The sequence below is a fragment of the Victivallis lenta genome (assembly GCF_009695545.1).
Lineage (GTDB): Bacteria > Verrucomicrobiota > Lentisphaeria > Victivallales > Victivallaceae > Victivallis > Victivallis lenta.
Genome location: NZ_VUNS01000022.1, coordinates 54,284 through 74,652 on the forward strand (window position 1 = coordinate 54,284; position 20,369 = coordinate 74,652).

Annotated in this window: 20 protein-coding genes; 13 read left to right on the top strand and 7 right to left on the bottom strand. The window is 60.1% G+C overall.

The genetic code is table 11. The features are described 5' to 3' along the window. Nucleotides 1-23 precede the first annotated feature (23 nt). The 4 genes from FYJ85_RS16915 to FYJ85_RS16930 all read left to right on the top strand — a co-directional run bounded on the left by FYJ85_RS16915 (nucleotide 24) and on the right by FYJ85_RS16930 (nucleotide 2,551). Nucleotides 24-986 (top strand): hypothetical protein, encoded by a 963-nt coding sequence (locus FYJ85_RS16915; protein WP_154419640.1) that lies wholly within the window; start codon nucleotides 24-26, stop codon nucleotides 984-986. Between the two features lie 71 nt (nucleotides 987-1,057). After that, entirely contained in the window at nucleotides 1,058-1,714 is a 657-nt protein-coding gene (locus tag FYJ85_RS16920) for a MotA/TolQ/ExbB proton channel family protein (protein WP_154419642.1), read from the top strand. Between the two features lie 10 nt (nucleotides 1,715-1,724). After that, nucleotides 1,725-2,147, top strand: a complete 423-nt coding sequence (locus FYJ85_RS16925; protein ID WP_154419644.1) for an ExbD/TolR family protein — start codon at nucleotides 1,725-1,727, stop codon at nucleotides 2,145-2,147. Beyond that, complete coding sequence (locus tag FYJ85_RS16930) at nucleotides 2,147-2,551, top strand: ExbD/TolR family protein (RefSeq protein ID WP_154419646.1); 405 nt, start codon at nucleotides 2,147-2,149, stop codon at nucleotides 2,549-2,551. The genes FYJ85_RS16925 and FYJ85_RS16930 overlap by 1 nt, the downstream gene beginning before the upstream one ends. Nucleotides 2,552-2,710: 159 nt before the next feature. On the opposite strand, the gene FYJ85_RS24465 is transcribed toward FYJ85_RS16930, so the two are convergent. Next, the gene (locus FYJ85_RS24465; RefSeq protein WP_154419648.1) at nucleotides 2,711-2,803 is read right to left on the bottom strand and encodes a prepilin-type N-terminal cleavage/methylation domain-containing protein; all 93 of its coding nucleotides are present in this window, start codon (nucleotides 2,801-2,803) and stop codon (nucleotides 2,711-2,713) included. A gap of 375 nt (nucleotides 2,804-3,178) precedes the next feature. On the opposite strand from FYJ85_RS24465, the gene FYJ85_RS16940 reads away from it, so the two are divergent. After that, nucleotides 3,179-4,315: a metallophosphoesterase gene (locus FYJ85_RS16940; RefSeq protein WP_206213261.1), complete on the top strand. Its 1,137-nt coding sequence runs from the start codon at nucleotides 3,179-3,181 to the stop codon at nucleotides 4,313-4,315. An 89-nt stretch (nucleotides 4,316-4,404) separates the two neighbouring features. After that, nucleotides 4,405-5,022 (top strand): cytidylate kinase-like family protein, encoded by a 618-nt coding sequence (locus FYJ85_RS16945; protein WP_106052704.1) that lies wholly within the window; start codon nucleotides 4,405-4,407, stop codon nucleotides 5,020-5,022. Between the two features lie 37 nt (nucleotides 5,023-5,059). On the opposite strand, the gene FYJ85_RS16950 is transcribed toward FYJ85_RS16945, so the two are convergent. The 3 genes from FYJ85_RS16950 to FYJ85_RS16960 are packed head-to-tail and all read right to left on the bottom strand — an operon-like array spanning nucleotide 5,060 to nucleotide 8,253. Continuing rightward, on the bottom strand, nucleotides 5,060-5,698 hold the full coding sequence (locus FYJ85_RS16950) for a type II secretion system protein (protein WP_106052705.1): 639 nt from the start codon (nucleotides 5,696-5,698) through the stop codon (nucleotides 5,060-5,062). Nucleotides 5,699-5,710: 12 nt separating this feature from the next. After that, entirely contained in the window at nucleotides 5,711-7,162 is a 1,452-nt protein-coding gene (locus tag FYJ85_RS16955; RefSeq protein WP_154419652.1) for a right-handed parallel beta-helix repeat-containing protein, read from the bottom strand. Beyond that, nucleotides 7,159-8,253, bottom strand: coding sequence for a substrate-binding domain-containing protein (locus tag FYJ85_RS16960; protein ID WP_106052707.1), 1,095 nt, complete (start codon nucleotides 8,251-8,253; stop codon nucleotides 7,159-7,161). Before FYJ85_RS16960 ends, FYJ85_RS16955 begins: the two co-directional genes overlap by 4 nt. A gap of 251 nt (nucleotides 8,254-8,504) precedes the next feature. On the opposite strand from FYJ85_RS16960, the gene FYJ85_RS16965 reads away from it, so the two are divergent. Continuing rightward, nucleotides 8,505-9,404, top strand: coding sequence for an AraC family transcriptional regulator (locus FYJ85_RS16965; RefSeq protein ID WP_106052708.1), 900 nt, complete (start codon nucleotides 8,505-8,507; stop codon nucleotides 9,402-9,404). A 20-nt stretch (nucleotides 9,405-9,424) separates the two neighbouring features. On the opposite strand, the gene FYJ85_RS16970 is transcribed toward FYJ85_RS16965, so the two are convergent. Continuing rightward, the gene (locus FYJ85_RS16970; RefSeq protein WP_106055679.1) at nucleotides 9,425-10,102 is read right to left on the bottom strand and encodes a fructose-6-phosphate aldolase; all 678 of its coding nucleotides are present in this window, start codon (nucleotides 10,100-10,102) and stop codon (nucleotides 9,425-9,427) included. A gap of 337 nt (nucleotides 10,103-10,439) precedes the next feature. Here FYJ85_RS16970 and FYJ85_RS16975 point away from each other — a divergent pair, with 337 nt between their 5' ends. From FYJ85_RS16975 to FYJ85_RS17000, 6 genes are read left to right on the top strand one after another with little or no spacing between them, the layout of a single operon-like run. Continuing rightward, on the top strand, nucleotides 10,440-11,207 hold the full coding sequence (locus FYJ85_RS16975; protein ID WP_158703828.1) for an IclR family transcriptional regulator: 768 nt from the start codon (nucleotides 10,440-10,442) through the stop codon (nucleotides 11,205-11,207). A gap of 3 nt (nucleotides 11,208-11,210) precedes the next feature. Further along, nucleotides 11,211-13,199: a pyruvate formate lyase family protein gene (locus tag FYJ85_RS16980; protein ID WP_154419654.1), complete on the top strand. Its 1,989-nt coding sequence runs from the start codon at nucleotides 11,211-11,213 to the stop codon at nucleotides 13,197-13,199. Between the two features lie 4 nt (nucleotides 13,200-13,203). Continuing rightward, nucleotides 13,204-15,252 (top strand): pyruvate formate lyase family protein, encoded by a 2,049-nt coding sequence (locus FYJ85_RS16985; RefSeq protein WP_154419656.1) that lies wholly within the window; start codon nucleotides 13,204-13,206, stop codon nucleotides 15,250-15,252. 14 nt (nucleotides 15,253-15,266) lie between these two features. Further along, nucleotides 15,267-17,132 (top strand): pyruvate formate lyase family protein, encoded by a 1,866-nt coding sequence (locus tag FYJ85_RS16990; RefSeq protein WP_154419658.1) that lies wholly within the window; start codon nucleotides 15,267-15,269, stop codon nucleotides 17,130-17,132. Between the two features lie 24 nt (nucleotides 17,133-17,156). After that, nucleotides 17,157-18,299, top strand: a complete 1,143-nt coding sequence (locus FYJ85_RS16995; RefSeq protein WP_154419660.1) for an iron-containing alcohol dehydrogenase — start codon at nucleotides 17,157-17,159, stop codon at nucleotides 18,297-18,299. Further along, nucleotides 18,296-19,183, top strand: coding sequence for a glycyl-radical enzyme activating protein (locus FYJ85_RS17000; RefSeq protein ID WP_154419662.1), 888 nt, complete (start codon nucleotides 18,296-18,298; stop codon nucleotides 19,181-19,183). Before FYJ85_RS16995 ends, FYJ85_RS17000 begins: the two co-directional genes overlap by 4 nt. Nucleotides 19,184-19,230: 47 nt before the next feature. Here FYJ85_RS17000 and FYJ85_RS17005 read toward each other — a convergent pair whose 3' ends face one another. Beyond that, nucleotides 19,231-19,512 carry a YkgJ family cysteine cluster protein gene (locus FYJ85_RS17005; protein WP_154419666.1) on the bottom strand — a complete coding sequence of 94 codons (282 nt, stop codon included), beginning with the start codon at nucleotides 19,510-19,512 and terminating at the stop codon, nucleotides 19,231-19,233. A gap of 37 nt (nucleotides 19,513-19,549) precedes the next feature. Then, nucleotides 19,550-20,368 (bottom strand): inositol monophosphatase family protein, encoded by an 819-nt coding sequence (locus tag FYJ85_RS17010; RefSeq protein ID WP_106052716.1) that lies wholly within the window; start codon nucleotides 20,366-20,368, stop codon nucleotides 19,550-19,552. Nucleotide 20,369: the final 1 nt, after the last annotated feature.

Genomic DNA, 20,369 nt, shown 5'->3' on the forward strand with positions numbered 1-20,369 from the left:
TTCCCCAAAAAAGGATGAATAAAATGAAAAAAATATTTTTTTATGTATTAATATGCTGCAGTTTATGTTGCTGTTTATCCAGCCAAGCTGAAAAGAATACTCCTTTGCAGTTATTTACCCAAAATATTGAATTACTAGAAGAAAATACAAATTCACTTATGCTTTTAAAAGAGCTTCAATCAAATAATTTAAGTGAAATAGAGAAAAGATATAAAGAAGAGCAGCTCTTCCGGAACTTTATAGCATCAAATAGAACTTCATATATAATGGGGCGTGATAAAATACGATTCTTAGTAATGGCATTAACATGTGATAATGTAGAAATAAATAAATTAGCTCTTAAAACATTATCAGAAAGGGTTCGGCAAATTGATCTCAATGATTATTCCCAAGAATTGTATCAAGTATTGGAGCTAAATACTTTTTTTGCTGAGTTAAGCAAAGGTCATAATATCAGACCTATCTATGCTGATAGGTTGCCATTAATTGGTCGCCTTTCAAATTTAACAGAGGAAGAAAAGAAAACAATCTTTTCTTCCAATATGATTGATGCTTATATTAAGGCAAAACTTGGAGATCAAGAAAGCGAGAAGATGCTTATAGAAAAGTTTGTACATGAGGATGATTATAATCATAAACGTACTCTGGCATATCAGTTGGGATACATCGGGTCAGACAATGCAATAAGAGCCTTATTAAAGCAATTAGATTCTACTGTAAAATTATCTTGGCAATATGGTGAAATATCAATAAGAGGTGAAATTATAAAGGCATTACATAAAGCTTTACCTGATGAAAAAATCTTTTCCGTGAATCTTGAGCAATTTGCAGAAAATAAATTTTCACCTTTACAAGAAAAAAAATTATTATTAGTTGAATATGGAAATAAAGTTAATTTATGGAGTAAGCAACATTATGGTTTTTCGGCATGGGACTCTGAAAAAATTTGGTTTTCATTAAATTACAACATTCCCATATTGAAATAATTTGACTATGTAAAATATTAACCATTTCCAACTAGTAGATTGAATATTAAAATATAACGACTTGTGAATTAATGTACGACGTTATTTTCAATAGCGGCTTTATCGGCTTTTTGATCTGGCTGTTGCTGTTTATTACCTCGACCGCAGCAGTAACTTTTATTATTCGTTGTGCCTGGATCTTGCGGCGAAAGCGATTCGCTTCCCCTGTAAAATTGATGCCTCTGTTAAAGGCAGGGAAATGGGATGACGCATATGCGTTCTGTGAGGAGAATCCTACTGTGACAATGCGAATTGCCGGCACGATTTTACTTACTGCTCATTCCAAAAACAAAACGCAACGGCAGGAATTGGCAGTTGTGATGTTGGACAAAGAAGTCCGGGCAATATTGCGATGGATCAATACACTTTCACTTTGCGGCAATATTGCGCCGATGCTGGGGTTACTCGGCACTGTAACCGGTATGGTAGATGCTTTTATGGGACTTGGCACTGCGATGGGACCGGAAAAAGCTTCTATCCTGGCAATCTCGATCTCTCAAGCACTCTACACCACTGCCGCAGGATTGTTGATCGCAGTTCCAACGATCACCTTTTCGGTAATCTTCCGCAATCTGCTGGAAAAGAGAGCTGAAACTGTTTCCGAGACAATAGATCAAGTCCTCGAGGCTATTCCTGAACCGGAAGCGCCACGTCCAGTCTATCGTTCCACCGACACTGTCAAAATCTAGCGAGGTGACCATGCGCTATCGGATGCCTGCTGCAAGTTCTAATATTTCAACCGGTTCGCTTTCGAGCATGATCGATATCGTGTTTCTGCTGATTATCTTTTTCGTCGTTACTGCCAGCTTCGATCGGGAACAAATCGATGCTGAAGTTACACTTCCAATCGTCAATTCCGCTGCCGTAAAGAACTTGCCGCCGCAACGCCTGATATTGAATGTCCTCTCCGACGGTTCGGTGAAAATTGGTTTCCAGCATCTTCCTGCCAATGAAATAGCCTCCCAGCTCGGCACGTTGTTGCAGAACAAAAACACCGTATTGATTATCAACGGTGACCGTAACACACCACACAAATATATCTCTGACGTTATGAACGTCGCAGCCCAATCCGGATTCTCCCAAGTACGCATCAACGCCGAAGTCAAAACAGAGGCCCCATAATGCGATTGCCATCAATCCACGAGTCTGAAGAATCCAACAGTATGTCGGCGATGACCGATGTGGTCTTTCTGCTCCTGATCTTTTTTATTGTCACTATGTCAGGCTATGTTGAAATGACGCTGCTCGAAACCAATCTGCCGACAGCTTCAGGTAAAACCTCCGATAAAGTCGATTTGCAGGAATCGTTAACCATCGAACTTTCTTCTGATGGACAAACCATCATCAACGGAATTCAGCAGACTCCGGAGTCTTTGAATCGTCTTTTCAGCCGATACAGTCGTCTCATGCCCAAGGCTGAATTTCTATTGCAATGCGATCCGGAGTCACGGCATAATGCTCTGGTTTCTTTACTTTCCGCATTGGCAAAGCATAACCTGAAGAATGTAAAACTTCTAAAAATATAACTTTTTTGTACTGTTACTGACACTCACTCGGCGTGTAAGATCGATGAAGTTAAAAAAATAGGTGCCAAAGAATGAGTAAGAACCTAAAAGGCAAAGTCTGGAACTTCATGGAATCAAAAATCAAACTTTTTTAACTTTGGAAAGTATAAGCAAGTAAAATTAAAAAATTGAGCTTGCTCTAATGGTGATGATGGCGATAACCACAAGCAGCTCGATCAGGGTGAATCTTTTCATCTCCGGATTCCTTTCCATATTCACTTTGCTAATAGTTTGCAAAGCTTTTGTTTCTTTTATTATGATACAAAAACATCTATTTGTCAATAGCAAACCGGTAAAAAATCGATTATTTCCCGAATAGAGACATCCGCAGGAAGACAATAAAATGGAATTATCTTCCTCATTCCATCTGAAAGCGGAGCCGCACGACGATCCGGAAAGAAAAGAATATCTTATCACAATAAATGATTATCTTTTACAATTCAAATCATAACCATAACCGGACAGTCCGTCCTCCTTCCCGCCTGCGGCGACGGCAGGGAAACGGAAATTTCCGCTTTTTTCGCGTTTGCCCATTGACTTACAGCAGCTCTAACGTATATGTTGATTCGCAACCGGGAAAGGAATGTTATGCTGCTGTTCGGATCGCTGCTGAGTATTTATGTTTTCTGCCGGGCCGTCCTGCCGCTCCGGCTGCACTGGGGCTGGAAGGCCGGACTCGGCGCCGCGCTGCTCGCAACGGCGTTCAAATTCCATCTCCTGCATCTCTTCGGCGGGCCGATGTTTTTTGCGCCGGAACTGCCGGAGCCGCTGCTGATCGCCGCCGCATGGCTGTTCGCGGCGCTCTTCCTGTTCTTTTTCCTGCTGATCGCCGCCGATCTCGGACGCGGGCTCTGCCTGCTCTGTCTGCTCTGCGCGAAACGCCGTCCGACGGAACGGTTCCGCCGGGTCGGGAACCGCGTGAACCTCGCGCTGCTGGCGGCGGCCGCGGCGCTGGCCGGCTGCGGCATCATCTCCGGCACCTCCGTCCCGGAAGTGCGTCATGAGGAGATTGCGCTGCCCGGCCTGCCGGGGGAACTTGACGGCATGACCGTCGCCGTGCTGGCCGACCTGCACATTGACAGCCTCGCCCGGATCGGGCGCGTCCGGGCGATCGTCGACCGGGTCGCCCCGCTGAATCCCGACCTGATCCTGCTGGCCGGAGACTTCGTGGACGGCCGGGTCGCGGTCCGCGGCGGCGACCTCCGGCCGCTTGAAGAACTCAGCGCGCCGCTCGGCGTCTTCGGCGTGCCGGGCAACCATGAATACTATTCGGGCTATGAAGAGTGGATGCTGTTTCTGTCCGGACTCGGAATCGACATGCTCGAGAACTCCCACCGGATTCTGGCGGGCGGAAAGCTGGCGCTCGGCGGCGTGACCGACCCGGCCGCCGCCCGGTTCGGCCGGGAGACGCCCGATCTGCGGAAAACCTTCGACGGCGCGCCCCCCGGAGCCGTAAAGCTGCTGCTCGCCCACCAGCCGAAGCCGGCCGCCGAGGCGGCGAAGTCCGGCGTCGCGCTCCAGGTATCAGGCCATACGCACGGCGGAATGATCGTCGGAATCGACCGCCTGGTCGCCCGGTTCAACGCCGGATTCGTCGCGGGCTCCTACCGGGTCGGGGACCTGCGGCTTTACGTCAGCCGCGGCTCCGGAATCTGGAACGGATTCCCGATCCGGCTCGGCGTGCCGTCCGAAATCACCCTGCTGCGGCTGAAACGGCAGGAGTGACCGCCGGGAACTTGCAATTATGCCTCCGGCGCGCTATATTTACGCCGTACGCCGGCAGCCGTGTCCGGCGGGAACGAGGAGGCAAATCAATGAATACACGCATCATCACCGTCAGCCGCGAAGTCGGGAGCGGCGGCCGCACCATCGGCCAGCGGGTCGCCGAGCGTCTCGGCATTCCCTGCTACGACCGGGAGCTCGTCGCAAAGATCGCCAGAGAGAGCGGCCTGGCCGAATCGTTCATCAAGGAGAACGGCGAATACGCCGAATCCGCCCACGCCTTTTTGTTCAACTGGTCGCTGGGGACCGGGCTCGAGAGCGGCGTGCTGCCCATATCCGACCAGCTTTACCTGATTCAGCACAACATCATCCAGGAGCTGGCCGAAAAGGAGTCGTGCGTGATCGTCGGCCGCTGCGCCGACTGGATTCTGCGCGAACGGGCCGACTGCCTGAACACCTTTTTCCATGCGGAAATGCGGTTCCGCATGGACCGGCTCCTGCGCGCCTACGGCGAAAAGCCGGAAAATCCCGAAAAGTTCCTGCACGACCGCGACGCGAAGCGCAAAACCTACTACAGGCACTACACAGGGCGGCAGTGGGGTGTGGCGCAGAACTACCACCTGACTGCGGATACGAGCGTCCTCGGCATCGATCTCTGCGTCGAACTTGTGCTCGAAGCGGCCCGCGCCGCCGGTTCCGCCGGGCAGTGAGCCGTATTGAGGCTGAGAGCTTATTCAGGGATAAGCTCTAAAGACGCCAGACATATTCGTTGGAGAAACCGTCGTAGCTGCGGATGTTTTCACGGTTGGCGCTGATGACATGTCCGTCGAGAAGGAGCACGTTCAGCTTGCGGCCGTGTGCAAGGTAGTGCGGGAGCCGGGCATCGTCCACGGTGACGTCCCAATACGACGCATACCAGAGATCCGTAACGGCCTGGAAACGGTCGTCGAACATGAGAACCGTCCGGGAAGCTTTCGCATACTGCGTGACCTTCCGGTAGACGGTTCCGCCGACCTTGGCATGCGAGAGATGGCGGTTCTGGGCGTAGCCGAGCGTCAGGTAGTTCGGCGTGTCTATGAACCAGAAGCCGATCCTGAGCTTGCTTTCCGCCCCGGCCGGACAGTACATGCTTTCGCGCGGCAGGCCGATGTCGAAAAGTGATTTCATCCAGGTTTTGCCGGAGCGGTCTTCGGCGGAGACGATCCAGTCATCGAAGGTCCCGCTGTAAAACTGGTGCGCAAGGCCGATCTGCTTGAGGTTGTTCGTGCAGGAAACCGTTTTGGCCCGTTCACGCGCCTGGTTCAGGGCGGGCAGCAGCATCGAAGCGAGAATTGCGATGACTGCAATGACGACGAGGAGTTCGACGAGGGTGAAACGTTTTTTCATGGCGGAGTTCTCCTAGTTGATGCGGTTTCCGATATCGCGGCTGTCGGCGGCGGTGATGTGGAGCCCTTTCTTATGGAGCTTTTCGGTGCGGTTGTCCTGAATCCAGTTATAGAGGACGTCCGCTTCGGCTCCGTTCAGGATCGACACGGCCGTGCCGGTCCACTGCGAGTCTGAGACGTTGCAGTTGAACACCTTGTTGTTGATGACCCGCAGCCGGTAAACCCCGTTTGTGTAGATGCCGTTCACATGGCTGTTCAGAATCTCGTTGTCGATGATTTCGATATCGGTCAGGATGCGGCTGAGCTTGAAGCTCTCCGGCTTGCCGGCCGGAGGCGTATCGAGGGTGAATTCGACTTTTCCGTCGCGCAGAACCGAGCTTTTGACACGGGCCGTCGTCTCCCCCATGCGGATGCGGCGTTTCGGGAAGAGCTCCGGGCCGAGCTCCCTCGCGGCGGAAAACACGCCCGGCTTCGTTTCGGCAACCGGATAATCCGTTTTGGTGAAATAGTCGTCGCCGTTGCGGTTCCATCCCTTTTCGCCGTCGATGTACGAGACGACGATCCCGGCGTGGCCGGTCGTGACCTGCCCGGTGTTGCGGATGAAAACTCCGTTGATTTCAAAGTCTGCGCCGCTCTCGAGGAAGCGGTTGCCGATAACCTTGACCCGGCGGGCCGAGCAGGCTCCCTGCCGTAGATTGTGAAACCGGTCGTTGGTCGTGATCTGGCAGCCCGAAAAGGTCGTGCGTTCGACATGGTTCCCGTTGAAGATCACGTCGGAACCGCCGAGACAGACCAGCCCCTGCCGGCAATTGTAGATGATGTTGTTCGCGACAACGGCCCGTTCGAGCCGGAGGGCGCCTTCGTGGCCGTAGTCGATGAGTGCGAGCGCGTCGTCGGTGGTCTGGGTGATGTAGTTCCCGGTGCAGACGATATCCTGCGACTGGACGAAGTGAAGCCCGTCGCGCCGGGTCTGCTCGATCTTGCAGTCGACGACCCAGACGTAGCGGCAGCCGTTGATGGCAATGCCCATGAATGGAGAGCCGAGCACATGGACGTTTTCGATCCGGATATTCCGCCCGCCCGTCACATAGATCGGATGCTGGGCGGAAGTCTGCTGCCGCACCGGCATCTCCCGGTAGGTCAGCACGCCGCCCGAGACGGTAAGGTTTTCGCAGTTGTCGAACTGGAAGCTGCCGTTCTGTTCGGTGTTCAGCAGCGTCGCACCGGAAAAATCGACCTTCGCGCTCCTGAGCCCTTCGATTTTGAGCAGTCCCCTGAAAGCGAAGCTGCCGCTGCCGAAGCGGAGGGTGCCGCCGTTTTTGCGCAGCTCCGCGAACGCGGTCCGGATCGCGTCGGTGTCGTCGTTTGCACCGTCGCCCTTCGCGCCGAAGTCGCGGACGTGGAGCTCGGCGGCGGCAAGCATGGCGGCCGCCGCGACAGCAAGGAGAGTCATCACTGATTTCATGATACGGTTGTTTCCCTGGGTTGAGTGGTAACGGATGGAACGGCGGAATCACTTTTGCGGATCACGAGCGCGGGCGCGACCAGCCGGAGCAGCTCCGGCGCGCCGGAGTGGAGGCGGTTGCGGGCCAGCAGCTCGAATCCCTGCCGGATATGTTCGGCGAGATTCGGATTCAAGGCGGTGAGCGGCGGCACGGAGTAGCGGCTGAAGAGCGAATCGCCGATGCTGATCAGCGACATCTGCTCCGGCACCCGGACGCCGTTCTCACTGAAGGCGGCGAGCGCCCCCTGCGCGAGCTCGTCATTCAAAGTGATGAGGGCGCTGAAGCGTTCTCCCCTGGCGACGGCGCGGCCGACGGCCTGAAAGGCGTATGCGGTCGGATGGGCCCCGGTCGGAACGTCGGCGCGCAGCTCGGGGGAGCCGCCGCCGGTGACCGAGCGCCAGACCGCGATCTGGATATTCTCGATCGGGTGGCCTGAATTGTTGTGCAGCAGCGCGATGCGCCGGTGGCCGAGCGAATGCAGCCGGTCGGTCAGCAGCCGGATGCCGTGGTGGTCGTCACCGATGACCGACGGGATGCCGAGCTGGTCGAGCCGGTTGGCGAGAACCGCGAAGAGCCATGCGTTGCCGGCGATGTCCCGGATGGTCGCGGCGGTCAGCAGATCGTCGCCGAGCACCATGGTCGGCTGGCGGAAACGGATCGCGGTGCGGACGAACATCGCCATCTCCTCGCTGCCGAGCCGGACGATGCGGCAGCGGAGGTTTCGCCGCGCCCCCTCTTCGAGCGCGAGTTCGGCGATCTCGTCCTGGGTGTCGCCCTGATAGTTCGAAAGCACGATGTTGACGTACTCCGCACCGTTCGCCGTGCCGCCGCCGCGGGTCAGGTAGGTGCCGTCCCCGACCCGTTTTTCGACCACGCCGCTGGTGATGAGGTCGCGGAAGGCGCGCCGGACGGTCGCGACGTTCACATTCAGTTTTTCCGCCAGCTTCCGCTCCGACGGAAACCGCGTTTCGGGCCGGTAGAAACCCGATTCGATGCCGCGCACGAGATAATCGTACACGGACTGAAATTTCGGTTGACTGTTCTTTACCATGATTGCTCCGTTCCTTCCGGATTGATCTGTAACTAATTATAGAACAATTCGCCCGCGATGTCAACAGCCGGGAGAAAATAATAACGGAATGAACGAAATTCTATTTGTAATCAACAATTTACAAATGACGATTTTTTCGATTTACGCACAAATATATGCATATCAATTTTCGCGGAGGAGGCCGGGCAGGCCGAACTTGACTTGCATTCGTTCCGGTGATATGGTATGAAAACGGAAAAGGATGGATCGGCATGGAACAGTCTTCGGCGAAAATATCGGATGTTTTCCACCGGATCAGTTTTTTTTCGGATGAATTTCCGTTCAGCATTCACCGGGAATTCGACCGGCCGTCCGACTTCAACGAGTCGCGCCGGTTCCGGCGCGAATTCTGGAAGATCGTCTGCGTCATCAGCGGCCGCGGCGAAAACATCGTGAACGACGCGCGCTACCCGGTCGGGCCCGGATCGATTTTCCTCGTCCACCCGGACGACTCGACCACGCTGAACATCAAGACCGAAGCGCTGGAGATCTACAACATCTTCTTCATGCCGGAACTCGTGCGCGACGGACTCCGCGAGCTGCAGGACGATTTCGACTTCTTTTCGATCATGCACCGGAACAGCCGCACGAAAGAGGGCGACTCCGGCAGCCTCTATGTCGCCGAAAGCGACGCCGAGATGCGGCGGCTCGTCCGCACGCTCGAGCGGGAGTTCGACCGCATGCCGCAGAACTACCGGGCCCGGATCAAGCTCATGCTGCTCGAACTGCTGATCCTGCTGGCGCGCAAGGCGGGGAAACGAATCCGGCACCGCGGCGCCGACTCGGTCCGCGAATACGTCGATCACCTGATCGAAAGCTATTTCCGCGAGGAGTTCCGGCTCGATTCGCTGGCGCGCAAGATCGGCATCGACAAAAGCCGCCTCTGCCGCCTCTACCGCGCCGGCGCCGGCATGACCATCATGGATGCGCTGCGGCTCCGCCGCCTCAAGGAGGCTGCTGAACTGCTGACCTGCACGAACCGGACCATTTCGGAGATCTGCTTCAGCTCGGGCTTCAACGACCTGAGCTACTTCTACCGCTCCTTCACCGCGAAATACGGAACCAACCCCGGCGAATTCCGCCGCCGCTTCCAGCGCGAAAACGAAACGTAAGCAAACAGCGCCTTTCCCGGTCAATCCAGGTTATAGACGCATTTGCCGGGGCCGTAGACGGCGCGCCAGTCGCGGTTGAACTGCTCGATGCTCATGTCGGTCAGCGGATGCTCGGCCAGATGCCAGAGGATGTCCGGCCCGATCGTGATCGCCTGACAGCCGGCCAGCGAGACGTCGTTGACCTGCTGCACGTTCTTGAACGACGCCGCCAGCACCCGGGTCGGCATGCTGTGAATCCGGAACAGGTCCGTGATCATCTGCACGACCGTCACGCCCATGCCGCTGATGTTGTCGATGCGGTTCAGGTACGGCGCCGTGAAATCGACGCCGCAGTTGGCGGCCAGCAGCGCCTGACCCGGCGTGTAGATGGCGGTGGCCGTCACCTTCATGCCCCGCGCCTTGAGCCGCGGCATGGCCTTGTAGCCCTCAGTCGAAACCGGAACTTTGATATAGAGATTGCCGCCGATTTTCTCCTGCAGCGCCTCGGCGTCCCGGATGATCTCGTCGCAGGTTTCGCCCAGAACCTGCGCATGCAGCATCTTCTCGCCGATAATCGCGCGGATCTCCTTCAGAATGGCGAAAAAATCCCGTTTCTCCTGCGCGATGATGGTCGGGTTGGTAGTGACTCCCGCCAGCGGAAACACCGCGGCGGCTTTTTCGATTTCTCCGATATTTGCAGTATCCAGCAGATAAAGCATCATAATCCTCCGGTTCGTGGGGTTGTCTGACGGTACATGGGAACGGCTGTCGCAACAGGCAGGGGCTCGATGTCCGATTTCAATTTACGGGATTCATAATATACCCCGCGGCCCTTCCTTTTTCAAGCTCACGGCCCCTTCCCTCCGCATTCCGGCGATCCTTTTCGGACCGTTGCGGACCATGCCCGGCGCCCCCCCGTTTCCCGGCCCCGGGCTGTCCCGTCAGCGGGATTCACAAATTTCCCGCATTTTTTCATCGATCCGCTTGAAAAAACCGAAGCAGACATTATTCTAAATACAGAATCTCATTTTATTTTTAAAACAGATGGAGTTTTTTATGCCGGAAAAACGTTATCAGGCGCCGGCGGCGGCCAGCACGCTTGAAGTGCTCGAATTCATGGCTTCGAATCCGGGCGCATGGGGGCCGACGGAGCTGGCCAGGCGGCTGGCGCTCTCCCCGAATCTCGCGTTCCGGGTGCTGAACGTCCTGCAGGAGAAGGGCTATGTGAAGCGCAATCCGGCCGGGCAGTACGAGCTGACCGCCGGGCTTTATTCGCTCGGCATGAAACTCCGGAACAGCTTTGACCTGCGCAAGCAGGCGCGCCCCTTCCTCGAAGGGCTGGCCGCCGAAGCCGGCGAAAGCTGCCAGATCCAGGTTCCGGCGGGCGACCGCATGCTCCAGCTTGATTTCGTGCCGCCCCCGGCCGACTACTACCTCGCGGTCACGCCCGGAATCCGGCTTTACCGGCACGGCAACGCCTTCGGCAAGGCGGTCCTCGCCTTCCTGCCGCCGGAGGAACAGGAAACGCTGTTCGCCGCTCCCCTGCCCCGGCTCACCCCGCACACGATCGTCGATCCGGCGCGGCTCCGCGAAGAGTTCGCGGAGATCCGCCGGACCCGGTCGGCTTCGGAATTCAGCGAATACGTGCTCGGCAGCTACTGCATCGGGTCGCCGGTCTTCAACGCCGTCGGGAGGCCGGTCGCCGGAATCGGCATCACCGGACTCTCCTCCCGGCTGCACGAGGAGCGTCTGCCGGAACTCCGCAAACTCGTGCTGGCCTGTGCGGAACATATTTCGGAATCGATCGGATACAAGGAGGCATGAGTCATGAATGCGCGGGAACGGGCTCTCGACGCCCAGCGGAAACTCAACTGGTTCAGCAATCACGAAAACGGCATCGTCTGGGCGCGCAGCTGGCGCGCGACGGAGGGGCTGCCGCTCGGCATGCGGTACGCCGAGCTCGGCGCGGCGCGTCTCGCGGCGCTCGACTTCCTGCACGATCCGGAGGAGCCGCTGATCGGCCGTCTCGCCGTACCGGAGCTCGACCCGGCGGAGAATGAACGGGCATGGGAGTTCATTCACGCTTCCGGCGTCGAACTGCCCGGCCAGACCGGACACGCCGAACCGTATTATGACGACCTCTTTGCGCTCGGGCTCGACGGCCTCCGCGAAAAAGCCGGCGGAACTCCTTCGTTCGTCCGGGCGGCGGAGGGCCTCTCCGCAATGATCGAACGCGCGGCCGGGCAAGCCGCCGCGGAGGAGGTCGCCGCCGCCTGCCGTCATATCGCGCATGAACCGCCCGCAACCTTCCGCGAGGCGATTCAGCTGGTCTGGTTCGTGATGACGGCGATCCAGATCGGCGACCGGGCCGCGCTGGTCGGACCGGGACGGCTCGACCGCCGGCTGATCCGGTTTTACGAAGCGGACCTCGCGGCCGGAAGGCTGACCCGCGGCGAAGCGCTCCGCATGATCGAAACGCTTTATCTGTTCATCAACGCAAGCTGTCCGCGCGGGCTCGCCTATGCGGTCATGGCCGGGGGGAGCGGCGTCTGCAACGAACTCACGCTCCTGTCGCTCGAAGCGCTGCGGAAAACCCGGCTCGTCTACCCGAGCGTCGGCGTCTGCTGGAGCTTCGACACGCCGGACGAACTCAAAACACTCGCGGTCGAACTCATCGCCGACGGAATCTCGAATGTCGCCGTATTCAACGACGAGCTCATCCGGCGTTCGATGGTCCGCTACGGCGTCCCGGCCGAAGACGCCTCCGAATACATCAATTCGACCTGCGTCGAAATCACGCCGTGCGGCGCAAGCAACGTCTACGTGGCGAGTCCGTACTTTTCGCTCTGCGCGCTCCTGCTCGACTATCTGAAGGAGCCGGAGGGCGCGGGCTACGCCGCGTTCCGCGCCGGATACCTGAAGAGAGCCGGGCGCGAAATCGACCGCGCCGCCGAAGAGCAGAACCGCGTCCGCCGCATCCGCCGCGAACGTATGCGGCGCCCGATCCAGAGCCTGTTCACGCGCGACTGCATCGCGCGCGGGCTCGATATCGAAGAGGGCGGCGCGCGTTACAACTGGGTCGAATGCTCGTTCGTCGGACTTGCAAACCTGGCCGATTCCCTGACGGTGATCCGGCGCGAGGTGTTCGAGCAAAAAAATCTCACGCTGCCGGAGCTCCGCGACGTGCTGGAACGGAACTTCGAGAACGCCGAGGCGCTGCGGCAGCGTTTCCTGAACGGCTCCCCGAAATACGGCAACGGCAATCAGGAGGCCGACGGAGAAATTCCGATCATCACAACTTATCTCGCGGCGCGCTGCGCCCGGCAGCGGATGGAGCCGGACGATTCGCACTTCATCCCCGGCACCTTCTGCTGGGAGATGCACCAGCGCCTCGGCGCCGAATGCGGCGCGACGCCGGACGGCCGCCGCGCCGGTTTCCCGTTCGCCGACGGCGCCGGCCCGGCCCAGGGACGCGAAAAGGAGGGTCCGACGGCGGCCGTGAATTCGGTCTGTTCGTGGAACCATCTGCCGATGCTCGGCGGCAGCGCCTTCAACCAGCGCTACACGGCCGCGGCGGTCGCCACCCCGGCCGCGCGCGAAAACCTGAAACAGCTGATCGACATCTTCATCCGGTTCGGCGGCTTCGAAACGCAGGTCAACATCCTCGACGCCGCCCGGCTCAAGGCGGCGCAGCTTCACCCCGAAGAACACCGCGACCTCGTGGTGCGCATCGGCGGCTATACCGACTACTTCACGGGACTCTCTCCCGCCATGCAGGCGGAAGTCATTCAACGGACCCAATACGAGGAGCTGTGACCAAATGGACACCGGAGCACTTGAGCGACTGCGCGAAAAAATTCTCGCCTCCGACAACCGGGCCTGCTTCATTGAGCGCGAAACCCTGCTGCGCGACCATGCGGAGCAGACTCTCGCCCTGCCGGAGGAGGAACGCTACCTGTTCGAATTCGAGCTCCTGCTCGGCCGCCTTTCGACCCCGGTCGATCCCGACGACCGCTTCGCGGGGCGCATGGCCGAAGCGCGCTGGCCGCACCCGGAGCCGTTCACCCGGATTCCGGGCGGCATCGGCAGCGAAGGACACATCACGCTGCCGATGCCGGAAATCCTGGCGAAAGGGCTCGACGGCATCGCGGCCGAAGTCTCCGCCGGCGCCGCCCGGATCGACACGCCCGAAGCGCGTTTTTTCGAACGGAACGCGCTCGGCTGCATCGCGGCGATCCGCGGCTTCTGCAACCGATACGCCGACGCGGCCGAAGCCGCGGGCAAGCCGGAGGCCGCAGCCGCTCTGCGGCAGGTCCCGTGCGGTCCGGCATACGATCTCTTTTCGGCGCTGCAATCCGTCTGGATCATGCAGTTCATCACCAGCACGGTCTGCGGCGCGCGCGATTTCGCGCCGGGGCGGATCGACCGTTACCTGCTGCACTTTTTCCGGGCGGAGCCGGACCGTGGCCGGGCGCTCGAACTCCTCGCTTTCTTTCTCGTCAAATTCAACGAAATCACCGGCACGGCGACCGACAACTTTGAACAGAAACCGATTCCATGCACGTCGAGCAAGCAGTACCTGACGCTCGGCGGACGCAACGCCGCCGGAGAGTGGGAATTCAACGCGCTCACCGCCCTTTTCGTCGAGGCCGCGGAGCTCGTCCGGCTGCCGCAGCCGACGCTGAACTTCCGCATCGGGCCCGGCATGCCGGAAGAGGCGTGGCAGCTCGCCGGGCGCGCGGCGCACGGTCTCGACGCGCAATGCAACTTCTTCAACGACCTGCTGATCGTCAACAAGCTGCTGGGCTCCGGCATTCTCCCGGAAGATGCCTGGAACTACGCCTTCACGGCCTGCAACCGGGTCGACCTGCCGGGCAGGCTCTACAACATCATGCGCCGCATCGACGTCTTCGACAACAGTTTCGAATACTTCCGCGAAGCGCTGTTCTCCGCCGCAGAGCAGGACGGAACGCCGCCCGTCGAAACGACGCTCGACGAGCTGCGCCGCATCGCGGAAGAAAGGATGCTCGCCGACATCCGCGAAAACCGGGTCGCCGTTTACAGCGAGCGCTTCACCTTCCGGTTCGAATCTCTCTTTTTCGCCAGCTGCATTCAAAGCTGCCGCGACATCTGCCGCATGGGGGCGGAGAATTACCGCTGGATGCACAGGATGTTCTCCGGCATCGCAAACATGGCCGACAGCCTCGCGGCCGTCGAACGGCTGGTCGTCAGGGAGAAGCGCCTGACCTTCCGGGAGTTCGCGGAGCTGCTCGAGGCCGATTTCTCCGGCGCGGAAGTGCTGCGCGAAGAGATCGTGAACCGCTTTCCGAAGTACGGCAACGGCGAGCCCGGCGTCGACGCGCTTGCGGCCGCGGCAGCCGATGCGCTCATCGACGCGGCCGAATCGGCCGGGCGCAAAACCGGTTTCCTCATGATGCCGTCGATCTATTCGCTGACCCTCCACGCCCGGTTCGGCTCGACCGTCGGCGCCACGCCGGACGGGCGGCATGCCGGGGAACCGGTCAGTGAAAACCAGTCTCCCGAACACGGCGCGGACCGCGAAAGCCCGACCGCGCTTTTTGCGAGCGTCTCCCGGCTGCCGCTCCGCCGCTGCATCTGCGGCGGGCTGAACCTGAAGCTCGGCTGCCGCCCGTCGGCGGACCGCTTCGCGGCGATGCTCCGCAGCTTTTTCGAGCTGGGGGGGCTCCATATCGGTTTCACCGTCGTGAACCGGCGGACGCTCGAAGCGGCCAGGCGGAACCCGGAGGAGTACCGGACGCTGCTGATCCGCAAGACCGGCTTCTCCGAATTTTTCACCTCCCTCTCTCCCGCCGAGCAGCAGGAGATCATCGACCGGACCGAATATTGAAAGGGAAATCCACCATGAACCGCAAAGCGGAAATCCTCTACCGGCTCGGCGAACCGCTCGCGGCCGGGATGTTCGAGCACGAAAACAGCTCCGTCGTCGAACGCTTCGGCCTCGGGCTGCGGCGCTACTTCGAGCACGCCGCGCCGCCGCCGGAATCCGGACGCCTCTATCCGGCCCCGGAACACGATATCTGGAACCTCGCCGGGAAGTTCGTCCGCTTCCACTACTCGTTCAGCCTCGGCTGCGACGGCGACGGGTTGCGGCGGCTCGGCCGGGAACGGCTGGCCGACCCCTTCGAGCGCAATTTGCTCGACCGGGTCATCGACGAGCTCGATTATTTCCGTTCCGACCTGATTCCGCCGCGTTACCGGATCGGCGGCAACGGCTGGACCCACTGCGTGCTGAACTACCGCCGCATCCTGGGCGAAGGGCTCGGCGGCTACCGCAAACGGGTCAACGCCATGCCGCCCTCGCCGCTGCGGAGGGCGCTCTCCGACACGCTGGCCGGAATCACGGACTTCCTGCGCCGCGCTCCCGGCGACATCGCAGCCTGCGCGGAGCATCCGGCACGGGATTTCCGCAGCGCAATGCGGAGCTTCAACTTCTTTTTCGCGCTCGACTGCTACGACTCCGCCGGAAGGTTCGACGACTATATGGGCGAATTCTACAACGGGGAGCCCGATGCGCAAATGTGGCTCGAAGAACTCTACTGCGCCGTGGATCTGCACGACGGCTGGCACTTCCTGCATACCGCGAAACACCCGGCATTCACCCGGCTCTGCCTGCGCGCCCAGAAGCTGCGCCGCCCGAACTCCGGGCTGCTGGCCGGGCCGGAGACGCCGCCGGAGATCTGGGAGGAACTCTTCGACGTCTGGGGCCGCGGCGTCCCCTGTCCCTCCGTCTACAACGAAGCGGCCTACCGGAGCGGCATCCGGCACGGCTCCGACGCGAAAGGTGCCGACCGCGACCGCTTCGCATTCGGCGGCTGCACCGAACTCATGTTCGAAGGGTGCTCGAACATCGGCTCGACCGAGGGCGGACTCAATCTGCTCGATATCCTGAACAACAGCACACCCTCCCGCTTCCGCGCCGACATCCGGCTCCGCATGGAGGAGTTCGCTTCGGCGGTCAGGGCCAACAGCGAATTCGCGGCGCAATACCGCCCCCAGCTCATCCGTACGCTCTTCGTGGACGACTGCATCGACCGGAACCGCGAATTCAACGCCGGCGGCGCGCGTTATTACGGCAGCATCGTGAATGTCGCGGGACTCACCGACGCGGCCAACAGCCTCGCGGCCATGCGCGGCATTCCGGAGAAATTCGGCAACGACTCCCCGGAGGTCGACGAGATCGCCCGGAAGCTTGCACACCATGTTTTTTCACTGATCCGCCGGTATCCGATGCGGCAGGGCGGGCCGGCCTATCCGGCGGTCATCCTGCTGACCGGCTACGCCTGGCACGGCTCTTACGTCGATGCGTCGGCCGACGGACGTCCGGCCGGGGCGCCGGTCGTCGATTCGGCCGGAGCCGTCGCCGGGAGCGACCGCAACGGCCCGACCGCGCTGCTGAACTCGGTCGCCAAGCTGCCGTCCCGGCTCGGAATCGGCACGCTCGTGCTGAACGTGCGGCTGCAGCGCAGCCTGGCCGCTTCCCGCACGAAGCGGAAACTGCTCAAGGCGCTGCTGCGCGGCTTCTTCGCGCAGGGCGGCCTCCAGCTCCAGCCGACGCTGATCGATCAGGAGACGCTGAAAAAGGCGTACGAAAACCCGGCGGCGCACCCGGAACTCATCGTCCGGATCGGCGGATACAGCGAATACTACAACTGCCTCTCCCGGGAATTGCAGTTCGAAGTCTTGAAAAGAACGGAACACATGATATAGTAGCAGCAACAAGGAGGCTCCATTATGAAACCATTCGTCAACTTCATCCCGACCAAACTCTACTTCGGCGCCGGGCAGCTCGGCATGCTCGGAACCATCCCGCTGCCGGGAAAAAAGGCGCTGATCGTCATCACCTCCGGCAAATCGATGCGCAGCTCCGGAACGCTCGACCGGGTCGAAAAGCTCCTCGCGCACAACAACGTCGGCTACGCCGTCTACGACAAGGTCCAGGCCAACCCGACCAGAGAGCAGGTCATGGAGGGCGCCGCCTTCGCCAGGCGGGAGGAGTGCGACTTCGTGCTCGGGCTCGGCGGCGGCAGCCCGATCGACGCCTCCAAGGCGATCGCGGTCATGGCCGCGAATCCGGGAGACTACTGGGATTATGTTTCGGGCGGCACCGGCAGGGCGCAGCCGATTCCGAATCCGCCGCTGCCGATCGTCGCCGTAACCACGACCGCCGGAACCGGCACCGAAGCCGACCCGTGGACCGTCGTCACCAACGGCAACGAGAAGATCGGCTTCGGCTGCGAGGCCACGTTCCCGAAAATCGCGATCGTCGACCCGGAGCTCATGCTGACCGTTCCGCCGCAGCTGACCGCGTTCCAGGGATTCGACGCGTTCTTCCACGCGGCGGAGTGCTACCTCGCAAACTGCGCGACGCCGGTCAGCGAGCTTTACAGCCTCAAAAGCATCGAGCTGATCTGCAAGTCGCTGCCGACCGCCGTGCGCGACGGTGAAAATCTCGCGGCGCGGACCGACGTGGCGCTGGCCAATACGCTCTCCGGCATGGCGGAATCGACCTCATGCTGCACGTCGGAGCACTCGCTTGCGCACGCGATCGGCGGCTTCCACCCGAATGTACCGCACGGCGCGGCGCTGATCATGATCTCGAAGGCGTGGTTCAAGTTCTACGCGCTGCGTGCGCCGAAGCAGTTCGCCGCGCTCGCGAAAGCGGCCGGGCAGAGCGATTTCCTCGGCGCGCTCGACAAGCTCCAGCGCGACTGCGGCGTCGACCGGCTCAAGATGTCCGATTACGGCATCGGGCGCGAAGAGCTCCCGGCCATCAACGAGAACGCCTGGGAGACGATGGGCGGCCTCTTCGACCTCGACCGCATCAAGATGAACCAAGCTGAATCGCTCGCCATTCTCGAGGAGTCCTACCGTTGACCGGCATTGTTTTCGACATCAAGAAATTCGCGATCAACGACGGCCCCGGCATCCGGACGGCGGTCTTCCTGAAAGGCTGTCCGCTCCGGTGCCTCTGGTGCCACAACCCGGAGTCGCAGCGGATCGAGCCGGAGCTTTCGTTCCTGCCCGACAAATGCATCGGCTGCGGCTTCTGCGCTTCGGCCTGCCCGAACGGCTGCTTCGACGGCGGCGCGTTCGACCGGACGCGATGCCGTTCCTGCGGCAAATGCACGGAAAAGTGCTACGCCGGAGCGCGTGAACTCATCGGCCGGACCGCCGAAATCGGCGAAATCATGGCCGAAGTGCTGAAAGACCGGATTTTCTATGAAAATTCCGGCGGCGGCATGACCGTCTCCGGCGGCGAGCCGCTCTTCCAGCCGGAGTTCACGGCGGCGCTGCTGGCGGCGGCAAAACGCGAAAAGCTCCATACCTGCCTCGATACCTGCGGCTTTGCGGCCTGGGAGAAAATCGCCGCGCTGCTGCCGGATACGGACCTCTTTCTCTACGACCTCAAAGAGACCGACCCGGAGAAGCATATGGAGTATACGCGCGTGCCGCTCGCCCCGGTCCTCGAAAACCTTGCGCGCATCGACGCGGCGGGAGGAGAAGTGATCCTGCGCTGTCCGCTTATCCCGGGCCTGAACGACCGGGACGGCCATGCCGACGGCATCGCGGAAATCGCAAACCGTCTCACGCATCTGCGTGAGATCAACCTCATGCCCTACCATCCGCTCGGGGAATCGAAACTTGCGCGGCTCGGCCGGGACCCCGGTCTCGGCGGCGAATTCGCTTCGCAGGGGGAACTCGAACCGTTCCGGCGGCGAATCGAAAAGGCGTGCCGGGTGCCGGTCTCCTTTTCATGACGCCTCACGCCGCGGCCGTTGACGACAGGAATGCCGGGGACGGGGCGTCACGCATCCGGCGCAGTCAACCGTTCGAGCCGGGACAGCCGGGCCAGCGCTTCGTCGCGGCAGCTCCCGCACATGTCGGGGGCGGGAGCGAGCGAACCGCAGACCCGCGGACGCTCCGGCTTCCCGAAAAGCCGGCAGCGGAACTCCGCGTCGAGATTCACGCACGGAACCCCCGCCGGCTTTCCGTCCGGCATACCCGGGATCGGCGATGAAATCGACGGCGCGATGCAGCACGCTCCGCAGCCGGGACGACAGTGAAACAGCGTATTTTCATTTTCCATGCCGCATACTATACCGGTACGGGATGAAAAATGCAAGTCAGCCGCCGGCCGGCGGCGCGACGCAAAGCGTTTGCCCCGATATCCGCCTATTTTTCCGGAAGCACTCCAGCAGCGCCGGGTGCAGCCGGCTGTTGGTCGCCGCCAGTCCGTTCTCCGGCCACGCAGCTCCGCCGGAGGTATCGGTAACCCTTCCACCGGCCTCCGCGAGAATCAGCGCTCCGGCCGCAATGTCGTAGAGCTGCAGCGCAAACTCCCAGTAGCCGTCGAAGCGCCCCGCCGCCACATTGCACAAGTCGAGCGCGGCGGAACCGCAGCGCCGGATGTCCCGCACCGACCGCGTGATTTCCGGCAGAAATTCGAAGTTGTCCGGCCGCATCCGGGCCCGGACGCATCCGAAGCCCGTCGCCAGCAGCGCATTCCGCAGTTCTCCGCACTCCGAAACCCGGATCGGTCTGCCGTTCAGGCGCGCTCCCGCTCCGGCCTCCGCCGTAAACAGCTCCCGCAGCATCGGCGCGTAAACCGCCCCCGCGACCATGCGCCCGCGATGCCGCAGCGCGATCGAGACGGAGTAATAGGGGAAGCCGTGCACGAAGCTCGTCGTCCCGTCGATCGGGTCGATGATCCAGCAATGTTCCGCCGTGTCGCCGGAGCTGCCGGTCTCTTCGCCGAACAGTCCGTGGCCGGGATAACGGCCGCGGATCTCCGCACTGATGAACTCTTCCACCCGCCGGTCGACCGCGGTGACCAGATCGGCGGAGCTCGCCTTGCAGCGGATATCCTCCGCCGCAAGCGAACGCCTGCCCTCCTCGGCCAGATTTCCGGCCGCGACAGCCAGTTGCCCGATGAAGTCGATCATG

Excerpts from the sequence above, each read along its gene's own strand:
- FYJ85_RS16915 (WP_154419640.1), top strand. The coding sequence starts at position 24 with ATGAAAAAAATATTTTTTTATGTATTAATATGCTGCAGTTTATGTTGC.
- FYJ85_RS16920 (WP_154419642.1), top strand. The coding sequence starts at position 1,058 with ATGTACGACGTTATTTTCAATAGCGGCTTTATCGGCTTTTTGATCTGG.
- FYJ85_RS16925 (WP_154419644.1), top strand. The coding sequence starts at position 1,725 with ATGCGCTATCGGATGCCTGCTGCAAGTTCTAATATTTCAACCGGTTCG.
- FYJ85_RS16930 (WP_154419646.1), top strand. The coding sequence starts at position 2,147 with ATGCGATTGCCATCAATCCACGAGTCTGAAGAATCCAACAGTATGTCG.
- FYJ85_RS24465 (WP_154419648.1), bottom strand. The coding sequence starts at position 2,803 with ATGGAAAGGAATCCGGAGATGAAAAGATTCACCCTGATCGAGCTGCTT.
- FYJ85_RS16940 (WP_206213261.1), top strand. The coding sequence starts at position 3,179 with ATGCTGCTGTTCGGATCGCTGCTGAGTATTTATGTTTTCTGCCGGGCC.
- FYJ85_RS16945 (WP_106052704.1), top strand. The coding sequence starts at position 4,405 with ATGAATACACGCATCATCACCGTCAGCCGCGAAGTCGGGAGCGGCGGC.
- FYJ85_RS16950 (WP_106052705.1), bottom strand. The coding sequence starts at position 5,698 with ATGAAAAAACGTTTCACCCTCGTCGAACTCCTCGTCGTCATTGCAGTC.
- FYJ85_RS16955 (WP_154419652.1), bottom strand. The coding sequence starts at position 7,162 with ATGAAATCAGTGATGACTCTCCTTGCTGTCGCGGCGGCCGCCATGCTT.
- FYJ85_RS16960 (WP_106052707.1), bottom strand. The coding sequence starts at position 8,253 with ATGGTAAAGAACAGTCAACCGAAATTTCAGTCCGTGTACGATTATCTC.
- FYJ85_RS16965 (WP_106052708.1), top strand. The coding sequence starts at position 8,505 with ATGGAACAGTCTTCGGCGAAAATATCGGATGTTTTCCACCGGATCAGT.
- FYJ85_RS16970 (WP_106055679.1), bottom strand. The coding sequence starts at position 10,102 with ATGCTTTATCTGCTGGATACTGCAAATATCGGAGAAATCGAAAAAGCC.
- FYJ85_RS16975 (WP_158703828.1), top strand. The coding sequence starts at position 10,440 with ATGCCGGAAAAACGTTATCAGGCGCCGGCGGCGGCCAGCACGCTTGAA.
- FYJ85_RS16980 (WP_154419654.1), top strand. The coding sequence starts at position 11,211 with ATGAATGCGCGGGAACGGGCTCTCGACGCCCAGCGGAAACTCAACTGG.
- FYJ85_RS16985 (WP_154419656.1), top strand. The coding sequence starts at position 13,204 with ATGGACACCGGAGCACTTGAGCGACTGCGCGAAAAAATTCTCGCCTCC.
- FYJ85_RS16990 (WP_154419658.1), top strand. The coding sequence starts at position 15,267 with ATGAACCGCAAAGCGGAAATCCTCTACCGGCTCGGCGAACCGCTCGCG.
- FYJ85_RS16995 (WP_154419660.1), top strand. The coding sequence starts at position 17,157 with ATGAAACCATTCGTCAACTTCATCCCGACCAAACTCTACTTCGGCGCC.
- FYJ85_RS17005 (WP_154419666.1), bottom strand. The coding sequence starts at position 19,512 with ATGGAAAATGAAAATACGCTGTTTCACTGTCGTCCCGGCTGCGGAGCG.
- FYJ85_RS17010 (WP_106052716.1), bottom strand. The coding sequence starts at position 20,368 with ATGATCGACTTCATCGGGCAACTGGCTGTCGCGGCCGGAAATCTGGCC.